This window comes from Microvenator marinus (assembly GCF_007993755.1).
GTDB classification, from domain to species: Bacteria; Myxococcota_A; Bradymonadia; order Bradymonadales; family Bradymonadaceae; genus Allomicrovenator; species Allomicrovenator marinus.
In genome coordinates this window covers 1,630,676-1,647,321 of record NZ_CP042467.1, presented here as the reverse complement: position 1 = coordinate 1,647,321, position 16,646 = coordinate 1,630,676, and the positions used below count along the sequence as shown (strand labels likewise).

Here is a 16,646-nt window from a genome sequence, read left to right as displayed (position 1 = left end):
TGTTTGACTTAGACGGCGCCGGGTTTCATGCAAAGAGCAGTTGCGATAGGGAATTTTGACGGGGTACATCTCGGGCATCAACGTGTACTCATGCGTACCTTGGAGCTTTCGGAGGAGCACGGCTTACTCCCGTCGGTGCTGACGTTTGAGCCGCATCCTGTAAAGTTTTTTAAGCCCGAACTCCCCGAATTCTTGCTGGTTTCTCCGGAGAAGAAGCGCGAAACGATTCAAAATTTTGGTGTCGATGTCGTTTTCAGGAAATTTGATGAGGCATTCTCGAAGTTAAGCCCGCACGAATTTGTATCGGAAGTCCTCCACAAAGAGCTGAACGCCAAGGTTGTTCTTGTGGGAGATGGGTTTCGATACGGGTCGAAGAGAAGCGGTGACGTGGCGACTTTGAAGAGAGATTGTTCCGAGTTTGGCATTGAAGTTGAGATCACCGAGCCGGTGGAACTCCACGGTGAAATCGTGAGTTCTTCGCGGGTGCGAAAGGCATTTCGTGCGGGACAGATTAAGGATGTCACCGAGTTGATGGGCAGGCCGCACCGGACATTGGGTTGCGTGGAACACGGAGATGGCATTGGCCATCAGCTCGGTTTCCCGACGGCCAATGTGCGAGTAGAGGGAGCAATCTTGCCCGCGCCAGGCATCTACGCCACCTATTTCTACGAGGGTGGCAGGGCTTGGAAGGCCGCGACCTATGTGGGTGAGAGGCCGACTTTCAACGGTCGAGACATGCGCGTGGAGTCCTTTGTTTTGGACGAAGATTCGTTGGAACTCTATGGCGAAGACGTCATCGTTGAGTGGATAGATTGGATTCGTGGCGACAAGGCATTTGAAAGTGCCGAGGCGCTCGTTGAACAAATGAAGATTGATGTAGAGAACGCAAGGCGGGCATTGTCCCTGACTTGAAGCAAACACAAGAGGTGAAGCCATGATCGAGGTCAAAGGTCTCACCAGGTATTACGGCAACTTGGCGGCTGTTCGAGATGTGGAATTTAGCATCCCCGAACACGTGATCGTTGGTTTTCTCGGACTCAACGGGGCCGGGAAGTCCACGGTGCTAAAGATGTTGGCGGGCCTGGTTCAACCAAGTGATGGGAGTGTGAAGCTCTCGGGTGAAAATATTGAGACGGAGTCAGAAGGGTTTCGTCGTCATATCGGCTACTTACCTGAGGACCCTCCGCTGCACAAAGATATGCGCGTAGATGAGTTCTTGATTTGGTGCGGCGAGATGCGTGGCATGTCGAAATCAGACGCTATGGCGCGGCTTCCAGGCGTGATCAAGACGTGTCAGCTCGAACCCGTCAAAGAACGCGTGATCCAAGAACTTTCGCACGGGTTTAAGAAGAGGGTCGGTATCGCTCAAGCCATCATCCACAAGCCAAAGCTCGTGATTTTGGACGAGCCTATTTCTGGCTTGGACCCTGTGCAAATTGTGGAAATGCGCGAAGTTCTAAAAAGCCTGAAAACTGAATGTACGGTGCTCGTGAGCTCCCATATTTTGTCTGAGATCTCTCAGACTTGCGACCGAATTTTGGTGCTTCATCAGGGCAAGATTGTGGCTGATGGCACCGAGGTTGAGCTTCGTGGGAAAATGGAGGCAAACACATCGTTTGAGGTCATCCTGCGGGCTACCCGTGAAGATGTCGACAAGGTCCTGAGCGAGTTTGCGGAGTTGAAGGTCATTGAAAGTCAGGTTTTGGAAGACGGACTTTTGCGGATGCTCCTTGGATCTGACCAGGATAGACGAGAAGAAGTGATCAAGGCGCTCGTGACCTCGGATATCGGCGTGCGAATGGTCAAAGATGCGGCGAGCACTGAGCTCGAAAGCGTCTTCCTCGGACTTACAAAGGAGGCAGCATGAGAGGGATTTGGCTCGTAGCCAGACGAGAGCTCTACACCTACCTGAATTCGATGTGGGGCTATATCGTCGTGGCGGTAATCTTGGTGATCAATGGGCTTTTGTTCAACGCCTTTGCGATGTCGGACCGCGCTCGTCTGAGCTTTGAGGTTCTCAGGGATTTCTTTTACTTCTCATTCGGAACCACGGTCATCGCGTCTATTTTGCTCACGATGCGGCTTATCGCAGAAGAGAAACAAACCAACACCATTGTACTTTTGGACAGCTCTCCGATCACCGATTGGCAAGTCGTATTGGGAAAGTACCTTAGCTCAATGGCCGTGCTTGGAACGTTGATCGTGTCTACGGCCTACATGCCTGCGCTGATCTTCGTGAACGGAAAGGTCTCGGTTGGGCATATCTTCGCGGGTTATCTCGGACTTCTAATGGTGGGGTCGGCCACGGTGGCGATCGGAACCTTTGCCTCAACTCTTTCAAAATCGCAGCTGGTATCGGCGGTAATCGGCGGCGTCATCACTGTATTCTTGCTGGTGTCTTGGCTGCTGGCAAAGCTAACCGATCCCCCGCTGAATGCGATTCTCTCGTATCTAAGTCTCTTTGACCGGCACTTCCGCACCACGTTCATGGAAGGTCGGATCGAGAGCGCCGATTTGGTGTTCTTTGGCAGTGTCACCTTTGTCTTTCTGATGCTGGCGACTCGTGTGTTTGAGTCGAGGAGGTGGGCATGAGTGCATCATTGCTAGTCTATCTTTTCGGAATGGGGTCGGTGTTTGCGGGTGAGCGTCTATTGAGTGCCTATCCAGCGCGCTGGGCCGTAGACGCGCTCGGCATAGTCGCGCTCGTGCTCGCCCTCTACCTGCGGGCAAACGCGAGAAAGGGAGCAAATGGCACGCTACGAGATGCGCATGGCAGGCTCCTGGCATTTAGCGCCGTAGGTATTGCGTCTCTGGTGCTCTATGCGCTTTCAACTCGTGACTTTACGTCGTTGCTCGGCCTCTCAGACAGTGTGGAGATCAAATGGCGCGGAGTTATGGGTGTGGCGTGGCCACTGGTCTGGCTTGGAGCCACGTTACCTCTCATCACGTTGGATAGAGCGGTGGACCAGAGCCCGGTCATGATGCCAAAGAGGCGTCTTGAACAGGCGACTTTGAACGGCCTTATCGCTGCTCTTGGCTTTGCCCTCGTTTTCCCCGTGAACTACGTCGCGTCTCGGCATACCAAGGCGTGGGACTACTCGTATTTCAAGACATCACAAGCAGGCACTGCCACTCAGTCGATTGTAAACTCTTTGAAATCCAAAGTGGAAGTGGTGGTCTTCCAACCTACGAGTTCCGAAGTGACACCGGAGCTATTGAGATACTTCGAGGCTTTGGAAGGGCCGAATCTAAGCGTCTCAGTGGTCGACCAGGCAGCAAATCCGAAGCTCGCACAGGAATTGCGGGTTAGGAACAATGGAACGATAGCCTTGAGCGTCAAGGCCGAAGAGAAAGAGGCCGACGCCAAGGTCCAGTTCGTGGAAGTTGGAACCGAGCTCAAGAGAGCGCGGGCGAACCTCAAAAAGCTCGACCAAGAGGTCCACAAGGCCCTCTTGATTCTGTCGCGCGGGGAGCTTCGAGCCTACATCACGGAAGGTCACGGCGAACTGAGTTGGGACCGCGCTGAGCCTGAGAACCGCCGAATCAGCGGATTCAAACAAGTCCTCGAATACTCGGGATTTCGGGTTTCGAATCTCGGCATGAAGGACGGACTCGGAGAGGAAGTTCCTGAAGATGCGGCCCTGGTGGCCATTCTCGGCCCAACTCGACCCTTCCTGCAGGCTGAGATCGATGCCCTGAAGCGCTACGTCGACCGAGGTGGCTCTTTGTTTGTGGCTCTTGAGCCGATGCAGCCGGACGGACTCGTCACGAGCGTGGGGCTCGAACCATTGCTCGAAACTTTGGGTATCAGGCAGGAAGAAGGGGTGTTGGTCAGCGATCAGCAAGTCGTCCAGGTCACCGGAGGAAAGCTAGATCGGCTCAATATCACCACGGGGTCTTTCAGCACGCACGAGTCCACCGCAGTGCTCGCGACATCACCCTCGGGCATGCTTTTCTCTCGGGCGAGCAGCCTTGCGCCGATTCCGAACTCCAAGGCCAACGCCGTGGCTACCGTGAGAACCAGCGCTCAAACATGGCTTGAGTCCGACGGCAATCTCGACTTCAACGCGGACGCCAAAGAGACGCGTCTCGCAAGACCACTCGTGATGGCTTCGAGCCAGTCTTCTTCAGGGCATCGGGCAGTTATTACCGGTGACGCGACCATGCTCAGCGATTTTGCAATCATCGCGCGAGGTAATCAGCAATTCCTTTTGGATTCGCTCGGATGGCTTTCGAAGACGGAGGCGTATTCTGGAAGTACCGAGTCCGAAGAAGATGTTCGGATTCAACACACCCGTGAAGGGCAAGCAGGCTGGTTCTATCTCACCGTGCTTGGGTTTCCACTTATCGTTTTGATGGTTGGCTTCATTCGTGTGCGACGTCGAGGAGGTAGGGGATGAAACGAACGGCCATTATTTATTCGATATTGCTTGTGGCCGCGCTCTCAGCCGCCTGGGTCAGTTGGACTTGGGAAGATGATGAGTCGCGGCAGACCGGCGTGCTCCTTGCCGATCTTGACGAAAAGTCTTGGCAGGAAATCCGCTATGAGGAGAAGGACTATCGGGTCGTGTTGACCCGAAAAAATGACGATGCCGGTGAGTATGTTTGGGTCGAGTCTCTCAGGGAAACTGAGGGAGAAGAGTCAAAGTCGCTTTCATTTACGGCCGGAACATCGGTAGAGCCCGTGGTTTCTAATCTGGCTCCGTTTATGGCCTCTCGAGAGATCGAGGCTAGCGACGAGCTTCTTGAGGAATTCGGTCTTAAACCTGCTCAAGCAAAACTCGTATTGAAGGGCAGCAAAACCTACGAGTTTGAGGTTGGAAAAGAAGGTTATGGGCATCGTGATTACTACGTGCGCGACGTGGGTACTTCCAAGGTCTATCTAGTGTCTGGAGCCGCCCTCAGGCCGTTGGTGCGCGCGGAGGAGCGACTTCCTGAGAGACGTCTCGTTGAGACCGAGAGCTGGGACATTGAAAAGATTGAAATCGGAGAGCCTGCGAAAGTCTTCGAGCACCGAAATCGCGAGGACAGAACCGCTTCCTTCTGGGCGCGTGCTGGCTCGGAAGAGCGTGAGACGAGTGCACAAGCGTGGATCGATAAGTTCTTAAGAATGCGCTCTACGAGCTCCATCGCCAAGGCCCCTCAAGGCATGGAAACCGCGCTCAAAGTTCGCGTTCACGCGGGCAAGAAAGTCTCCGATATTGAGCTCTTTCGGCACGCAGGTGAAAAGGAGAGTTGGTATGCTAAGAGCACGTTGACTCGAGGTCTTGTCGAGCTTCCTATGGCTTTGGCCAGCGATCTGGTACAAGACCTCAAGACTCTTGAAGAGCCAGTTCAGTGACCCACCCAATCGTTCTTGCCACTCTAAACTCCAAGTATATTCACGCGTCTTTTGGACTTCGCTATCTGAAGGCGAATCTCGGAGACCTTGAGTCGGAATGCGCTCTCAAGGAATTCACGATTCAGGAACGCCCCGTGGATATCGTGGAGCAGATTCTTGCGGAGCAACCAAAAATCGTGGGCTTTGGGGTCTACATCTGGAACTCCACTCAAACAGAGGCCGTGATCCGAATCCTGAAGCTCGTTGCTCCAGAGATTTTGATCGTTATCGGTGGCCCTGAGGTTAGCTACGAGTGGGAGGAGCAGTCGATCGTTGAGGCGGCGGATGTACTGATCAAGGGCGAGGGCGAGGTTCTCTTCAGAGAGGTTTGCGAGGATTATCTGAAACGAGGAGAAGTATCCGCCTCCGTGTTCAGCGCGCCAGTTCTCGAGGTAGACCAACTCGCCTCTCCTTATCGGCTCTATAGCGACGAAGACTTGGCCAACCGAGTTCTATATGTTGAGGCGTCGAGGGGTTGCCCCTTCAAATGCGAGTATTGCCTCTCTTCGCTCGACAAATCTGTTCGTGCGTTCGACCTCGACCAGTTTCTGGCAGAGATGGACCAACTTTTGGCCCGCGGCGCGACTCAGTTTAAGTTCGTGGATCGCACGTTCAATCTGAAGATTGATACCAGCCAGCGCATTCTGAGCTTCTTTTTGGAGCGCTGGAAACCCGGCATTTTTGTGCACTTTGAAATGGTACCAGACCGACTTCCAGATCAGTTGAGAGAGGTCATCGCTCAGTTCCCGGAAGGCGTCTTGCAGTTTGAAGTTGGTATCCAAACCTTCAATCCAGAGGTTTCCAAGTTGATCTCGAGGCGGCAGAACTTGGATAGGCTTGAGGACAATTTGAACTGGCTCAGGAGCACCGGGGTGCATGTTCACGCCGACCTCATCGCAGGTCTTCCGGGCGAGAGTTTGGAGTCGTTCGGGAAGGGGTTTGAACGCCTTGTCGCGCTGGGGCCTCAAGAGGTTCAGGTAGGCATTTTGAAGAGGCTTCGAGGAACGCCAATTTCGCGACATACCGAAGAATTTGGCATGGTCTACGACTCGGTCATTCCTTACGAGATCTTAAAAACTTCTGAGCTCTCTTTTGCCGACTTGCAGGATATCAAACGTTTTGCTCGGTATTGGGATTTGGTGGGGAATTCCGGCAATTTCCCAAATACTCTACCGCTGCTACTCGGCGAGAAACCTTTCGAAAACTTTTGGACTTTTGCAGCATGGCTTTGGGAAACCACCGGCCAGACTCACAAGATTGCTCTCAAGCGCCTCTTTGAGTTTCTTTGGGACTATTTATCCGAGCGCCATTCGGATGTGGACGAGGTCGGTCTCTCGCTTTTGCGCGATTGGAGAGGGGGAGGGCGCCGCGATATGCTCAACCCTTTGAGACCGTGGGACGAACAGGTAGACCTCGTTGAGAAGACCCGCACCGAGCTTCCAGAACGGCAAAGCCGACACGTTAGGGAGGAAAGCCGAAACTCAGCTTAAGCGCGCTGTACATGGGGTGAATGCTCCCGTCAGCAGCGCGAATGATGATCGGCTCTTCTTCCCACGGTGGTGGAAAATCACCCGGCAAATCTTCTTTTCGATGCATCGCCCAAAGATCGATTCTTGGCGGCTTTCGCTCGTCGAAGAAGACGGGTTTGTATCTGACGGGATGGAAATCTGCCGAGTGAGCGGCCTCTAGCGCTCGTTGGCGTTGATCGCTTGGAAAAACACAGGCGAAGAGCCCGCCTGGATTCAAATGACTGTGCGCCACTCGTGCATAGTCAGCGATATCTCCTCGCATCTCGAACCGACACGCTGCTTTTTGCGGGTGTTCAGAGACCACGCCATCTGTAGCTGGCCAGTACGGCGGGCTTCCGAGAATCAAGTCAAAGGTCTCTTCAGCGGGCAAGACTTCGGGGTCTCTGAAATCGCCGCACCTCAAATCAAATCGACCTTCAAGGCCGTTATAGGCCACAGAGCGGCGCGCGAGTTCGATAGACCGAGTCTGAGCTTCAATCGTGGTAAAACGCGCGTGTGGTAGCCTCCAGGCCGCCGTCATAGCAACGGTGCCGATCCCACTTCCTAGATCGAGAACGTTTCTTACACTCGGGGCACAGGATGTCCCATACCAGGCCACCAAGATATCGTCGGCCGAAAATCGATGGCCGTCTCGAAGTTGGAAAATACGAAAATGGCCACAGAGCGCGTCGATGGTCTCGTCCTCTAGAAGCTCAACGACTTCCGGGACCTCTGGGATAGGGCCTGGCTTTGTCCACCCTCTAAAGACTGGATTTGTGTTGCAAATCGCTGGGCGTTTCACGGCTCTGTCTCTTCATCAAGGCCTACCGCACTCACAACCCCAATCGCCAACGAAGAGTCGGCGGACGTGATGGCTGGAAACGACTGAGAAAGAGACGCAGCAACTTCGCCTCGGCGCCACTGAGCATAGAGCGACGTAATCTTCGCCGCGGGCAAGTCGTGCCTTTCGCTGAGCATGATGTAGCGCTGCATCATCTGGTCGGTTTGGCTTCGAACCTTTGTGAAATGAACCTGAAGGTAGGGCTCAAGAGGAAACGGTGCAAAGACCGGCGCCATACTCAGGCCGAATTTCAGGAGCTTTGGATTGATGAGGCGCTCGATTTTGGTGGATTGTAGCGCAAACTCTCGTTTCACGATGGCCAGCGCCTGTGTTGCAGCCGCTAAAGAGAGGTCAAAAGTTGCCGAATTTAAGAAGCGCTTGAGCTCCCAGCCCTCCTGCTCGAGCCCTACAATCATGGGCATCATGATCGACGATGCCAAGGCGCCTTGGATGCGTGCGTCTTTGACCACCGAAGCAGGACAGCCGCCCCGTTGTAAGAACTCCGCTGCCGAGGTTGCTCTTTCTGACGGCCCTTGAAAGGGAGAAGGGGAGAAGGGCGGAAAGAAATATGCCGTACACTTGTCCAGATTTTGACCGGGTAGGGGGGCTGCGTAGCTTACCATCGAGATCATCCCCGAGACGATTTTGTTGGCCGGATAGTGCTCGGCCAGAATCTGAAAGTCGTTGATTCCCGGGGTCAAAAGCACCACCGTAGCATCACCCACACAATGTTGGAGGTCCTGAATCCACGGCTCGGATAGTGCTGGAGAAGGAACGGCCAGCCATACCTGATGCCAGATGCCCTTGGCTTCCCGTAGCGATGTGAAGACCTGATGCGGCACCCAACGGTAACTCTTCTGGGACATGCCAAAGAGGCGGTGCTGCTTGAGTGACCAGCCCCCGAGTGCCTCGTCTCGATATTTGGGCTTAACGAGGACACTGACCTCGGCTCCACCGCGAGTCATGTGGTATCCGTAGACCTGTCCGACGGCCCCTGCACCGATCACCAGCACTTTGGGGTGTTGAACCTTAAGCATCAGAGGTTGTTTTTGAGGATGTCGAGGACGTCTTCGGGAGTGAGCTGCCACGGTGGCGTCTGTGCGATTTGGCTCGCGATCTCGACACATTCCGAAGAAATCAAATGCGCGCGCTCAAGGCTCTCCTTGTTGAGAGCCACCGACCAGATACTCTTAATTCGTTCCGATTCAACCACGATCTCGGCCCAATTGACGTGAGTACATCTCGGGCATTCCCACCCCTCGAGAATGTGGATCACCTCATCGTCAGGGCACCTGGTGGTGTAATAGTCGAGCCGCTCTTCGAGGCTTGGGGTTCCGACCCAATCCCCAACTTTGAGCCAAGAACCATCAGGTTCGTGACGAAAAAAGGTCTCACATTGAGTACTGATGTCTTCTTTCGAGACATGTTTACACTTATGGCAGCGCATGCGGGCGACCACAAAATCGCATTCTGCAATCTGGGGTAGCTCAGCATCCGAGGACATGCTCGCGCTCAACGCTTCTGCAATAGTTCCAAGAATCTCTTGAACATCGTCCTCGCCCATTTCAAGGTCGTCTGGAGAGAGCTCTTCGCCCGTTACAGACCTGAGTTTTACTGAGATAAAGCCTTCAAAATCATCGACATTCAAATCCTCGATGATCCGCTTTTCCAGCATCCGCTCCATCCTGATGACATCGAGTGGCACGATAGGTGCCAGATCATGTTCGTTGTCGATGTGCGCCACAAGCTACTCCCTTTCTCATCCAAAAAAACCACGGTGCGCGAGCCTCCAAACCATCCCAAACCGAGACTTTTACACTCAACAATTTCGGGATTGCGCACGGCGAGTTCTTACACGAATTGAGTGTAGAATAAAAGAGATGAGTACTAACGCGTCTAGCGCGTGATTCCCGCAAGGGGACCGTTGCAGAATCGCGGGTCTCCAAAGACCTCGGAATCAATTCCAAAACAGTGTTGCACATTCACCAGCAGGTCGGTGTGCGACACATTTCCGAAATCGATGTACTGACCCACGTCGAAGAAGCCACCACCTGAGCCCGCGAGCACAAAGGGCATGTTATTTTGCGAGTGGGTATTGCCCTGGCTCAGCTCGTTGATCCAGAGGATGACCGTGTTGTCCAACATGGTGCCGTCGCCCTCTTGGATGGCGTCGAGTTTGGTCAAGAGATAGTTGAACTGCGACGCGAACCACCGATCACGTGCGATCCACTCTTCGTGGGCTCGCGTGTTGGACGGTCCAGCATGAGAGAGCTGGTGTCCGTCACCTAAGCTTTCGAGCCAGGGGAAACGGATGTGGTTCTTTGCATTTGAGTACTGTATCGAGCCGACGCGCGTCAGGTCACAGGCCATGGCCATCACAAGCAGGTCGATCTGAAGTTCTGAGATCTCCGGCATTGTATCTTCGTGGTCGGCGTTGAGCTCTTCGGGGCGCTCGGGCGCGTAACAGGCCTGGCCGCTCACGCCCTCGCTTTGCAGGCGAACCTCCAAATCTCGGATGATCTCCATGTGCTGCTCAAGGCGCAATCGGTCGGCGTAGCCGGCCCTTGTGTTGAGCGTGGAGAATTGGTCGCGCACCGCGTCGAGCACAGACTTTCTGCGGGCCCGAACCTCCTGAAGTTCGTCGGGAGCCGTGGCAAAATCGGAGAAAAGTTGGTCAAACACGACGCGCGGCTCGTTGATGGGAGGCAAGGGCTCTCCAGCGGCGCGGTAGCTGATACGAGTGCGGACCTCAGCCGTGGGCGACGTCGTGTCGGATCTGACACCGAGTTGAATGCTTCCAAACGGGGTTTGGGCCCCGATATGGTCGGCGAGTATCTGGTCGAGAGTCTCTCCGCCACCCCAACCGGCGAGCGAGCCATCACCACCGACAAAGCTTCCTTCTTGTAGCGGATAACCGCTCAGAAGCGTGCCCATGCCGCGTTGATGAGGCTCGCCTGGGCCTACTGCGCCCGACCCCGATTTGAGTTCGATTCCCTTTGGGATGATGAGCTTATGCTTCATCATCTCAAGGGGCTCGAGAATCCGAGACATCTGGAATTCACGAGTTGACCCGCCGGCGGTCGGCCACCAAGAGTCTTGGATGGTTCCGTTCGGATGGAAGAAGTAGATGAAGCGCTTCGGGAACCCATCCGCGCTCATGATATCTTGAGCGAATGCACTGCGCGCGAGGTTCATTTCGAGGAGCGGCAGAGCCAGAGCTGAGCCGGCAAGTCCTCTCAAGAATGTGCGTCTAGTGAGGCCACGGTTACGAATCATGGCGTTTCTCCTTGGACCTGAAGCGTGCGGAAACGGAATGCGTCGGACGTGGTAATAGCAACGAGAAGGTCGTCAAAATTTCCACCCGAGCGATTAAACTCTTCGCGAATCGCTTCTGCAGAGCACATATCGGCCTGCTTTTCGGGATGACCTTTGGCAAAGGTAAACCAATGGTCGGCGATACAATCGTTGACCTCTTCAGCGTCTTTCAAGATGTCCGCAAGCTCAACGGCGCCGTAGAACTCTTGCTCCAACGAGCGGTCTGCTGTGTTGGTCAGTGCGCCCGAGGCGTCTACCTCAAAGCCGTGTTCCGTAGTCCTAAATCGTCCCAAAGAGTCGTAGTTTTCGAAGCCAAGCCCAATCGGGTCGATGAGGCGATGGCATGCGGAACAGGCGGGGTCTGCCGAATGCTGCTGGAAGATTTCTCGCGTCGTCGCGGTGGGGTTAGGGTCCGGTGGCTCGATCTCAAGATTATCCGGCGGCGAAGGCAGTTTCTGGCAAAGAAGTCGTTCACGCACGAAGATCCCGCGGTGAATCGGCGAGCTTTGCGAGGGGTAGGCCAAGAGCGCCATCACACTTGGGTGTGTGAGAAGGCCTGCGCGTTGATCGTCGGGCATCTCTACGCCGGTCATGCCCGTTCCGTCGGCCTGCATGCCGTATACAGGGGCCAATTCAGCATTGAGGTGGAGTGTGGTCGAAGTCAAAAGTGCTTCCACGGTCGGCCGATTTTGGTGAACGTCGTCGATGAAAGCACGCAAGCTAGCCTTCCACGCCGCACTCATACTCTCGTTCCACTCAGGGTACTGAGCGCCGTCCTTCACCATGGTGTCCAGCGCCCCAAGGCCGAGCCATTGTCGGTAGAATTCGAAGATCAGGTCGCTCGCTTTGGGGTCCGCGATCATACGTCGCGTTTGGGACTCAATTTCTTCTGGATCGCTGAGTTTTCCGTCCAACGCAGATTGAAGCAGCTCTTCATCGGGCATGGAGCCCCAGAGGAAGTATGAGAGTCGCGATGCCATTTCCCAGGCATCTACGGCAACGAGGTCGCCAGGAGCCCGATTCTCGTTGAGCTCTATTCTGTAGAGAAATTGTGGCGAGAGCAGGGTGGCTTCGATGACACGGTCGATCGCGGAATCAAAGCCATCCAGTGCGAATTGTTCTTCGAAGAGCGCATCAAAAATCGCTCGCTCGTCTTTAGAAAGCGGACGTCGAAACGCGCGTGGCAGAAGGTGATCGAGCACTTCTTGTCCGCACGCGGAGTCCTTGGATTGGCAGCTGACTTTTGCGAGTAAGAATTGCCGGCCTTCGGGGGCCAACGTTTCTGCCGCCGTCATGAGCTCGCGCATCATTAACGGGTTGACTTTGTGCGAATCCGAGTTGTTCTCAAATCCGGCAACAGCGTTCTCTTTTGGGAAACTATCTCGGGCTATCGTGGTCTGGATACCAAAGAGATCTCGAATGGTATTGTCGTACTCGTAACGCGTCAGAAGCCGCATCGGCACTTGATCCGCGAACACTGAATCATCAGTGCACTCGCTCAAAGAGCCCGGCATACGGGGCTCCACAGGCTCCATCGGAGTCTGTGGTTCTTCCATGTTCATCGTCCCACTATCGCAGGCGACGAGACCAGAAAATGCTATGATTAAAAGGAGGGTTCGAGTTCCCAAAGCGCCACCACTTGTCCATTGCAACGGCAGCAGTTTATCTGCCATGGCGGTCAAAGGCAAACGCCCTATGCCGAATCAGCCTCGGCCGTTTTCCCATGCGTTGTTAAGGCTCTCTTGGATTGCCCAGGGGCCAATATAGACGAGGTTCAAAATGAAGAGGATCATGGCATCGAACTTAGGTTGAACGCCCCAACGGTTCTGAACTTCCACGATATCTTGGGCAATTCGCCACCAGAGGTAGATGCCCCAAGCACCACATGTGACCATGGTGAGCGCGAACTCTTTGATTGGATTGTACTTCTCTTCTGCCAACGCGGCGTTTAGCTCGTTCATGACGGTGAACGTGAAATAGAGCGCGTAAAAGCCACACGTAAACATCGCGAGGAGCTGAACTTGGATTGGGTTTCGTACCTCTCCTGCAACGCCAGCACTATTGCCCGAGAATCCGCCTCCAAATCCGCCACCGCCTCCGCCGCCAAAGCCGCCAGAAGGTTGCATTGAGGATTGAGCGGGCTCAGGTGCTGCGGAAGGAAGGGACGAAGCTGGTGCTCCCCAACCATCCGAGGGAGCGGTCGACGCTGGTGCCCCCCATGCATCTGCAGGATCGGGAGCAGTGACAGCAGGTTCGGGCTGCGTGGTGTGTGACGCCCCAAGCTCTTTTTCAAGCTGTGCGCTCGCCTGCGCCAATTCCTCAGGCGTATGGGTATCCCCGATGCCGAAGTCGTCTTCATCTGCGCCCACAGCCGGTGTCATCTGCGTAGGAACCTCTGAGCCGTCAGAGGCGCCTAGCGAAGACGGAGCAGGGATGTTGAATTTCGGCGTTCCCTCAGTCGCGGCCGGCTTGGCGCCGAGTGACGACGGTGCTGGAATTGATGGCGTAGGAAGAGTCGGGCTTTGAAGTTTCGGCTTATCCGCCGCTGCTTCAGATGCAGCGCGGGCTTCTTCAGCAGCTTTCTTCATGTCCTCGGGTGAAATCGCAGCAAAACCGAACATGGTTTTGGCTCCACCTCCGGCCTGCAACTTGGTTCCGCAGTTTCCGCAATGGTTGGAGTTGTCGGCGTTTTCAGCACCACAATTCGGACAGTTAATCATCGTAGCCTCAGTCAAAAGGGTGAACAAAATGTTGTGGCGGAACCGTACGCCAAGCGGCCTAAACCGTCAACTTACGCAACGCCGCCCGAGTACGCGCATCTGACGACTGGAGGTTGTATGGAATTGATTCGAATGATTCTCGGTGGACTCTTGGTAATCGGCGTTTGGGGTGCCGTGCACTACTATCTGGGGCGCCATCTCGTTGGAACTCTGACGAGAACTCGGCACGCAGCGCGCATTGCGTGGGGAGTGATTGCGCTGCACGGTGTGCTCGCGCCAATTCTGATGATGATACGTCGAGGGATGCCTCAAGGCGTTTGGTATCATGCGCTCAATTTTGTGGTTTATACGGGGATGGGGTTTGTGGCGCTCTTGTTCGTGCTCTTCGTGGTGCGCGATTTGAGTGCGTGGGCCGCAAGGCGATGGGTTCACAAGGTTGTGGACGAGGATCGACGGGCGTTTCTGACATCGAGCTTTAATCTAGGGGCTTTTGTGACCACCGGTGTGGCAACTGGCGTAGGGCTGCACAACGCGATCAAGGTTCCGGATGTTAAAGAGGTGGAGGTCTTGGTGCCCAGGCTTGCGCCAGGTCTAGACGGTCTGAGGGTCGCGCAGCTTTCTGATTTACATATTGGTCCGACCCTGCGGGGCAAATGGCTCGAAGCAGTGGTCGAGCGCACGAACTCGCTCGGCGCGGATCTCGTGGCGATCACGGGCGATTTGGTGGACGCTCGCGTTAGCGATATGGGTCACGAGGTGGCGTCTCTTGGGCAACTCAAGTCTACGTATGGAACGTTTTTTGTGACCGGTAACCACGACTATTATTGGAACGGTCCAGAATGGGTGGAGCATGTGGAGTCGTTAGGGGTTCGAGCCCTCATCAACTCTCACGCTTTGATCGAGCGGCAGGGTGGCAGATTGTTGGTGGGCGGTGTGACTGACTTGAGAACCGGGCGTATGGCAGCTGGGCATTCAACGGATCCCTTCAAGGCCATTGCCAACGCGCCTCAACACGATTTTAGCCTGCTGCTCGCCCACCAGCCTGGAAGCGTTTATGACGCGGCAAAGGCCGGCTGGAAGATGCAGATCAGTGGCCATACTCACGGTGGACAATTCTTTCCGTGGAATTTTGTGGTTGGGATTGTGCACGAGTTCTATGCGGGCCTGGGCAAACACTTAGACACACTGATCTATGTGAGCCGAGGCACAGGCTTTTGGGGGCCGCCCAATCGAACAGTTGCGCCCTCCGAGATCACGCTTCTGACTTTAAAGTCCGCAGGGACAGAGCCCGCGTCGACTTAGGAAACAAGTCGGTGTAGTCTTGGGGAATGACGTGGATGTACAAGACTTTGAGGCAGGCGCTCAGCCTTGCTGTGGACCTCTTTTATGTGGATATACAGGCCACCGGCAGACATCATATTCCGGCCGAAGGCCCGATTATCTTCGCGGCAAATCACCCGAATTCCGTGATGGACACGGTGATTCTTGGTTCGCGAACCACCCGGCAAATTTCATACATGGCAAAGAGTGGGCTCTTTAAGAATCCCGCCGTGGCGTTTGTCTTCAACCAGTGCGGTGTGATTCCGGTCTTCAGAAACCCCAAGGACAAGGCCAATAACGAGGATAGTTTCCGGCGCGCGTTTGACGTCTTGGACGAAGGCGGCGCAATTGGGATTTTCCCCGAGGGCCAAAACTCAAAGGAGCGCGAAGTCCTCGAAATTAAAACCGGAACCGCCCGAATTGCTCTCGGAGCCGTGGCTCGCTCCGGCTACACGTTGCCGGTCAAAATCGTACCCGTCGGCCTCAATTTTGAAGACCGAGACATGTTTTTATCTCGGGTTCTGGTCCGATTTTCGGAGCCTATCGAGTGTTTGGACTACGCGGAGCTTCATCAGAAGGACGAGCGCGAAGCTGTACGGCAACTCACCGAGAAGATTCAGGAATGCATTCAAGACGCGGCGACGCATATCCAGGGAGTTCGGATTCTCGATCTGGTCAAGGACATCGACCAAATCTACGGCCGGCATCTCCTCGACACGATCGAGAAGGAGCGCATCGAGGCTGAACGCACGATGAGTATCACATTTGATGAGCTTCGCGCGGACGAGCTCGACTTAGATGACGATGCGATCGTCAAGGAGCTTGCGGGAAGCGGAGAGCAACGATCGCTGCGCTCTTGGCTACTCGACGAGGTCCGCTCCACTCGAAAGCCTCAAGAGAACCTAGACGAGCGGTTTTGGGTCAAAACCAGAATTGCCGAGGCCGTGCGCTACTTTGAGAAGGCCGATCCGGCCATGTTCAATGTGATGAAGGTCCGGATTTGGACGTATAAAGACCACCTGCGGCAGGTCCGACTGCGCCACGAGTTCTTGGACAGACCGCCAGAGACACTCTCCCTAAGAAGGGAAGGCGTCAAGCTGACCATCTATGCAATCCTTTTTGCGATCCCGGCGGTCTGGGGATTTGTGCAGAATGTGCTCCCTTACCTCATGACCAAACATTTTGCGCTTCTGGCCCCGGACGAGGCAATGCGAGCGATTTGGGGTTTCTTTGTAGGCATCTTCATTTTCGGCGCGTGGTACTCGGCGTTTTGGACCGGATTTTTCTTTGGCGGCATGGACCCGATTTTGGCTTCGATTTGGGTCGCATCGCTACCCGTTACCGGGTTCTTCTTCCTGAGATACCGCGCGAGGCTTTCGAGGTATCGAAGCAGGATCTTGACGAGAACCCTCTTTCAAACCGAGACCCTCCTCGTCAAACGCCTTCGCGAAGAACGAGAAAACATCCTCAAGGAATTTGATGGGCTTCGACAGAGGTTTTTGAGTGCCGAGGAAGCCGGCCTTCTCGAAGAACCTGAGACTACCTGAATATTGCTGATGATT

The 16,646-nt window shown here is 54.7% G+C and carries 14 protein-coding genes; 8 read left to right on the top strand and 6 right to left on the bottom strand.

Annotated elements, in window-relative coordinates:
- Positions 1-27: 27 nt before the first annotated feature.
- From FRD01_RS06975 to FRD01_RS06950, 6 genes are read left to right on the top strand one after another with little or no spacing between them, the layout of a single operon-like run.
- Positions 28-912, top strand: a complete 885-nt coding sequence (locus FRD01_RS06975) for a bifunctional riboflavin kinase/FAD synthetase (protein WP_146958672.1) — start codon at positions 28-30, stop codon at positions 910-912.
- Between the two features lie 22 nt (positions 913-934).
- Positions 935-1,867, top strand: coding sequence for an ABC transporter ATP-binding protein (locus FRD01_RS06970; protein ID WP_146958671.1), 933 nt, complete (start codon positions 935-937; stop codon positions 1,865-1,867).
- Entirely contained in the window at positions 1,864-2,592 is a 729-nt protein-coding gene (locus FRD01_RS06965) for an ABC transporter permease (RefSeq protein ID WP_146958670.1), read from the top strand. The genes FRD01_RS06970 and FRD01_RS06965 overlap by 4 nt, the downstream gene beginning before the upstream one ends.
- Positions 2,589-4,400, top strand: a complete 1,812-nt coding sequence (locus FRD01_RS06960) for a Gldg family protein (RefSeq protein WP_146958669.1) — start codon at positions 2,589-2,591, stop codon at positions 4,398-4,400. The genes FRD01_RS06965 and FRD01_RS06960 overlap by 4 nt, the downstream gene beginning before the upstream one ends.
- Positions 4,397-5,341 carry a DUF4340 domain-containing protein gene (locus FRD01_RS06955; protein ID WP_146958668.1) on the top strand — a complete coding sequence of 315 codons (945 nt, stop codon included), beginning with the start codon at positions 4,397-4,399 and terminating at the stop codon, positions 5,339-5,341. The genes FRD01_RS06960 and FRD01_RS06955 overlap by 4 nt, the downstream gene beginning before the upstream one ends.
- Positions 5,338-6,870, top strand: a complete 1,533-nt coding sequence (locus FRD01_RS06950) for a B12-binding domain-containing radical SAM protein (protein ID WP_249756081.1) — start codon at positions 5,338-5,340, stop codon at positions 6,868-6,870. The genes FRD01_RS06955 and FRD01_RS06950 overlap by 4 nt, the downstream gene beginning before the upstream one ends.
- Here FRD01_RS06950 and FRD01_RS06945 read toward each other — a convergent pair.
- The 6 genes from FRD01_RS06945 to FRD01_RS06920 form a co-directional block, all read right to left on the bottom strand.
- On the bottom strand, positions 6,842-7,690 hold the full coding sequence (locus tag FRD01_RS06945; RefSeq protein WP_146958667.1) for a tRNA1(Val) (adenine(37)-N6)-methyltransferase: 849 nt from the start codon (positions 7,688-7,690) through the stop codon (positions 6,842-6,844). The genes FRD01_RS06950 and FRD01_RS06945 overlap by 29 nt on opposite strands.
- Positions 7,687-8,766, bottom strand: coding sequence for a ketopantoate reductase family protein (locus FRD01_RS06940; protein ID WP_249756080.1), 1,080 nt, complete (start codon positions 8,764-8,766; stop codon positions 7,687-7,689). Before FRD01_RS06940 ends, FRD01_RS06945 begins: the two co-directional genes overlap by 4 nt.
- On the bottom strand, positions 8,766-9,473 hold the full coding sequence (locus FRD01_RS06935; protein ID WP_146958665.1) for a hypothetical protein: 708 nt from the start codon (positions 9,471-9,473) through the stop codon (positions 8,766-8,768). Before FRD01_RS06935 ends, FRD01_RS06940 begins: the two co-directional genes overlap by 1 nt.
- A gap of 152 nt (positions 9,474-9,625) precedes the next feature.
- Complete coding sequence (locus FRD01_RS06930) at positions 9,626-11,005, bottom strand: DUF1552 domain-containing protein (RefSeq protein WP_146958664.1); 1,380 nt, start codon at positions 11,003-11,005, stop codon at positions 9,626-9,628.
- Complete coding sequence (locus FRD01_RS06925; protein ID WP_249756079.1) at positions 11,002-12,606, bottom strand: DUF1592 domain-containing protein; 1,605 nt, start codon at positions 12,604-12,606, stop codon at positions 11,002-11,004. Before FRD01_RS06925 ends, FRD01_RS06930 begins: the two co-directional genes overlap by 4 nt.
- A 141-nt stretch (positions 12,607-12,747) precedes the next feature.
- Complete coding sequence (locus FRD01_RS06920; RefSeq protein WP_146958662.1) at positions 12,748-13,764, bottom strand: DUF4234 domain-containing protein; 1,017 nt, start codon at positions 13,762-13,764, stop codon at positions 12,748-12,750.
- A 117-nt stretch (positions 13,765-13,881) separates the two neighbouring features.
- On the opposite strand from FRD01_RS06920, the gene FRD01_RS06915 reads away from it, so the two are divergent.
- Positions 13,882-15,066 (top strand): metallophosphoesterase, encoded by a 1,185-nt coding sequence (locus FRD01_RS06915; RefSeq protein WP_249756078.1) that lies wholly within the window; start codon positions 13,882-13,884, stop codon positions 15,064-15,066.
- A 26-nt stretch (positions 15,067-15,092) separates the two neighbouring features.
- A complete protein-coding gene (locus FRD01_RS06910) occupies positions 15,093-16,631 on the top strand; it encodes a 1-acyl-sn-glycerol-3-phosphate acyltransferase (RefSeq protein WP_146958660.1) in 1,539 nt (512 codons plus the stop codon).
- Positions 16,632-16,646 lie beyond the last annotated feature (15 nt).

What these genes read in the sequence shown, in the direction of transcription:
- FRD01_RS06930 (WP_146958664.1), bottom strand. Translation starts at nt 11,005, where the DNA reads ATGATTCGTAACCGTGGCCTCACTAGACGCACATTCTTGAGAGGACTT.
- FRD01_RS06965 (WP_146958670.1), top strand. Translation starts at nt 1,864, where the DNA reads ATGAGAGGGATTTGGCTCGTAGCCAGACGAGAGCTCTACACCTACCTG.
- FRD01_RS06975 (WP_146958672.1), top strand. Translation starts at nt 28, where the DNA reads ATGCAAAGAGCAGTTGCGATAGGGAATTTTGACGGGGTACATCTCGGG.
- FRD01_RS06915 (WP_249756078.1), top strand. Translation starts at nt 13,882, where the DNA reads ATGGAATTGATTCGAATGATTCTCGGTGGACTCTTGGTAATCGGCGTT.
- FRD01_RS06920 (WP_146958662.1), bottom strand. Translation starts at nt 13,764, where the DNA reads ATGATTAACTGTCCGAATTGTGGTGCTGAAAACGCCGACAACTCCAAC.
- FRD01_RS06970 (WP_146958671.1), top strand. Translation starts at nt 935, where the DNA reads ATGATCGAGGTCAAAGGTCTCACCAGGTATTACGGCAACTTGGCGGCT.
- FRD01_RS06960 (WP_146958669.1), top strand. Translation starts at nt 2,589, where the DNA reads ATGAGTGCATCATTGCTAGTCTATCTTTTCGGAATGGGGTCGGTGTTT.
- FRD01_RS06955 (WP_146958668.1), top strand. Translation starts at nt 4,397, where the DNA reads ATGAAACGAACGGCCATTATTTATTCGATATTGCTTGTGGCCGCGCTC.
- FRD01_RS06925 (WP_249756079.1), bottom strand. Translation starts at nt 12,606, where the DNA reads ATGAACATGGAAGAACCACAGACTCCGATGGAGCCTGTGGAGCCCCGT.
- FRD01_RS06910 (WP_146958660.1), top strand. Translation starts at nt 15,093, where the DNA reads ATGACGTGGATGTACAAGACTTTGAGGCAGGCGCTCAGCCTTGCTGTG.
- FRD01_RS06940 (WP_249756080.1), bottom strand. Translation starts at nt 8,766, where the DNA reads ATGCTTAAGGTTCAACACCCCAAAGTGCTGGTGATCGGTGCAGGGGCC.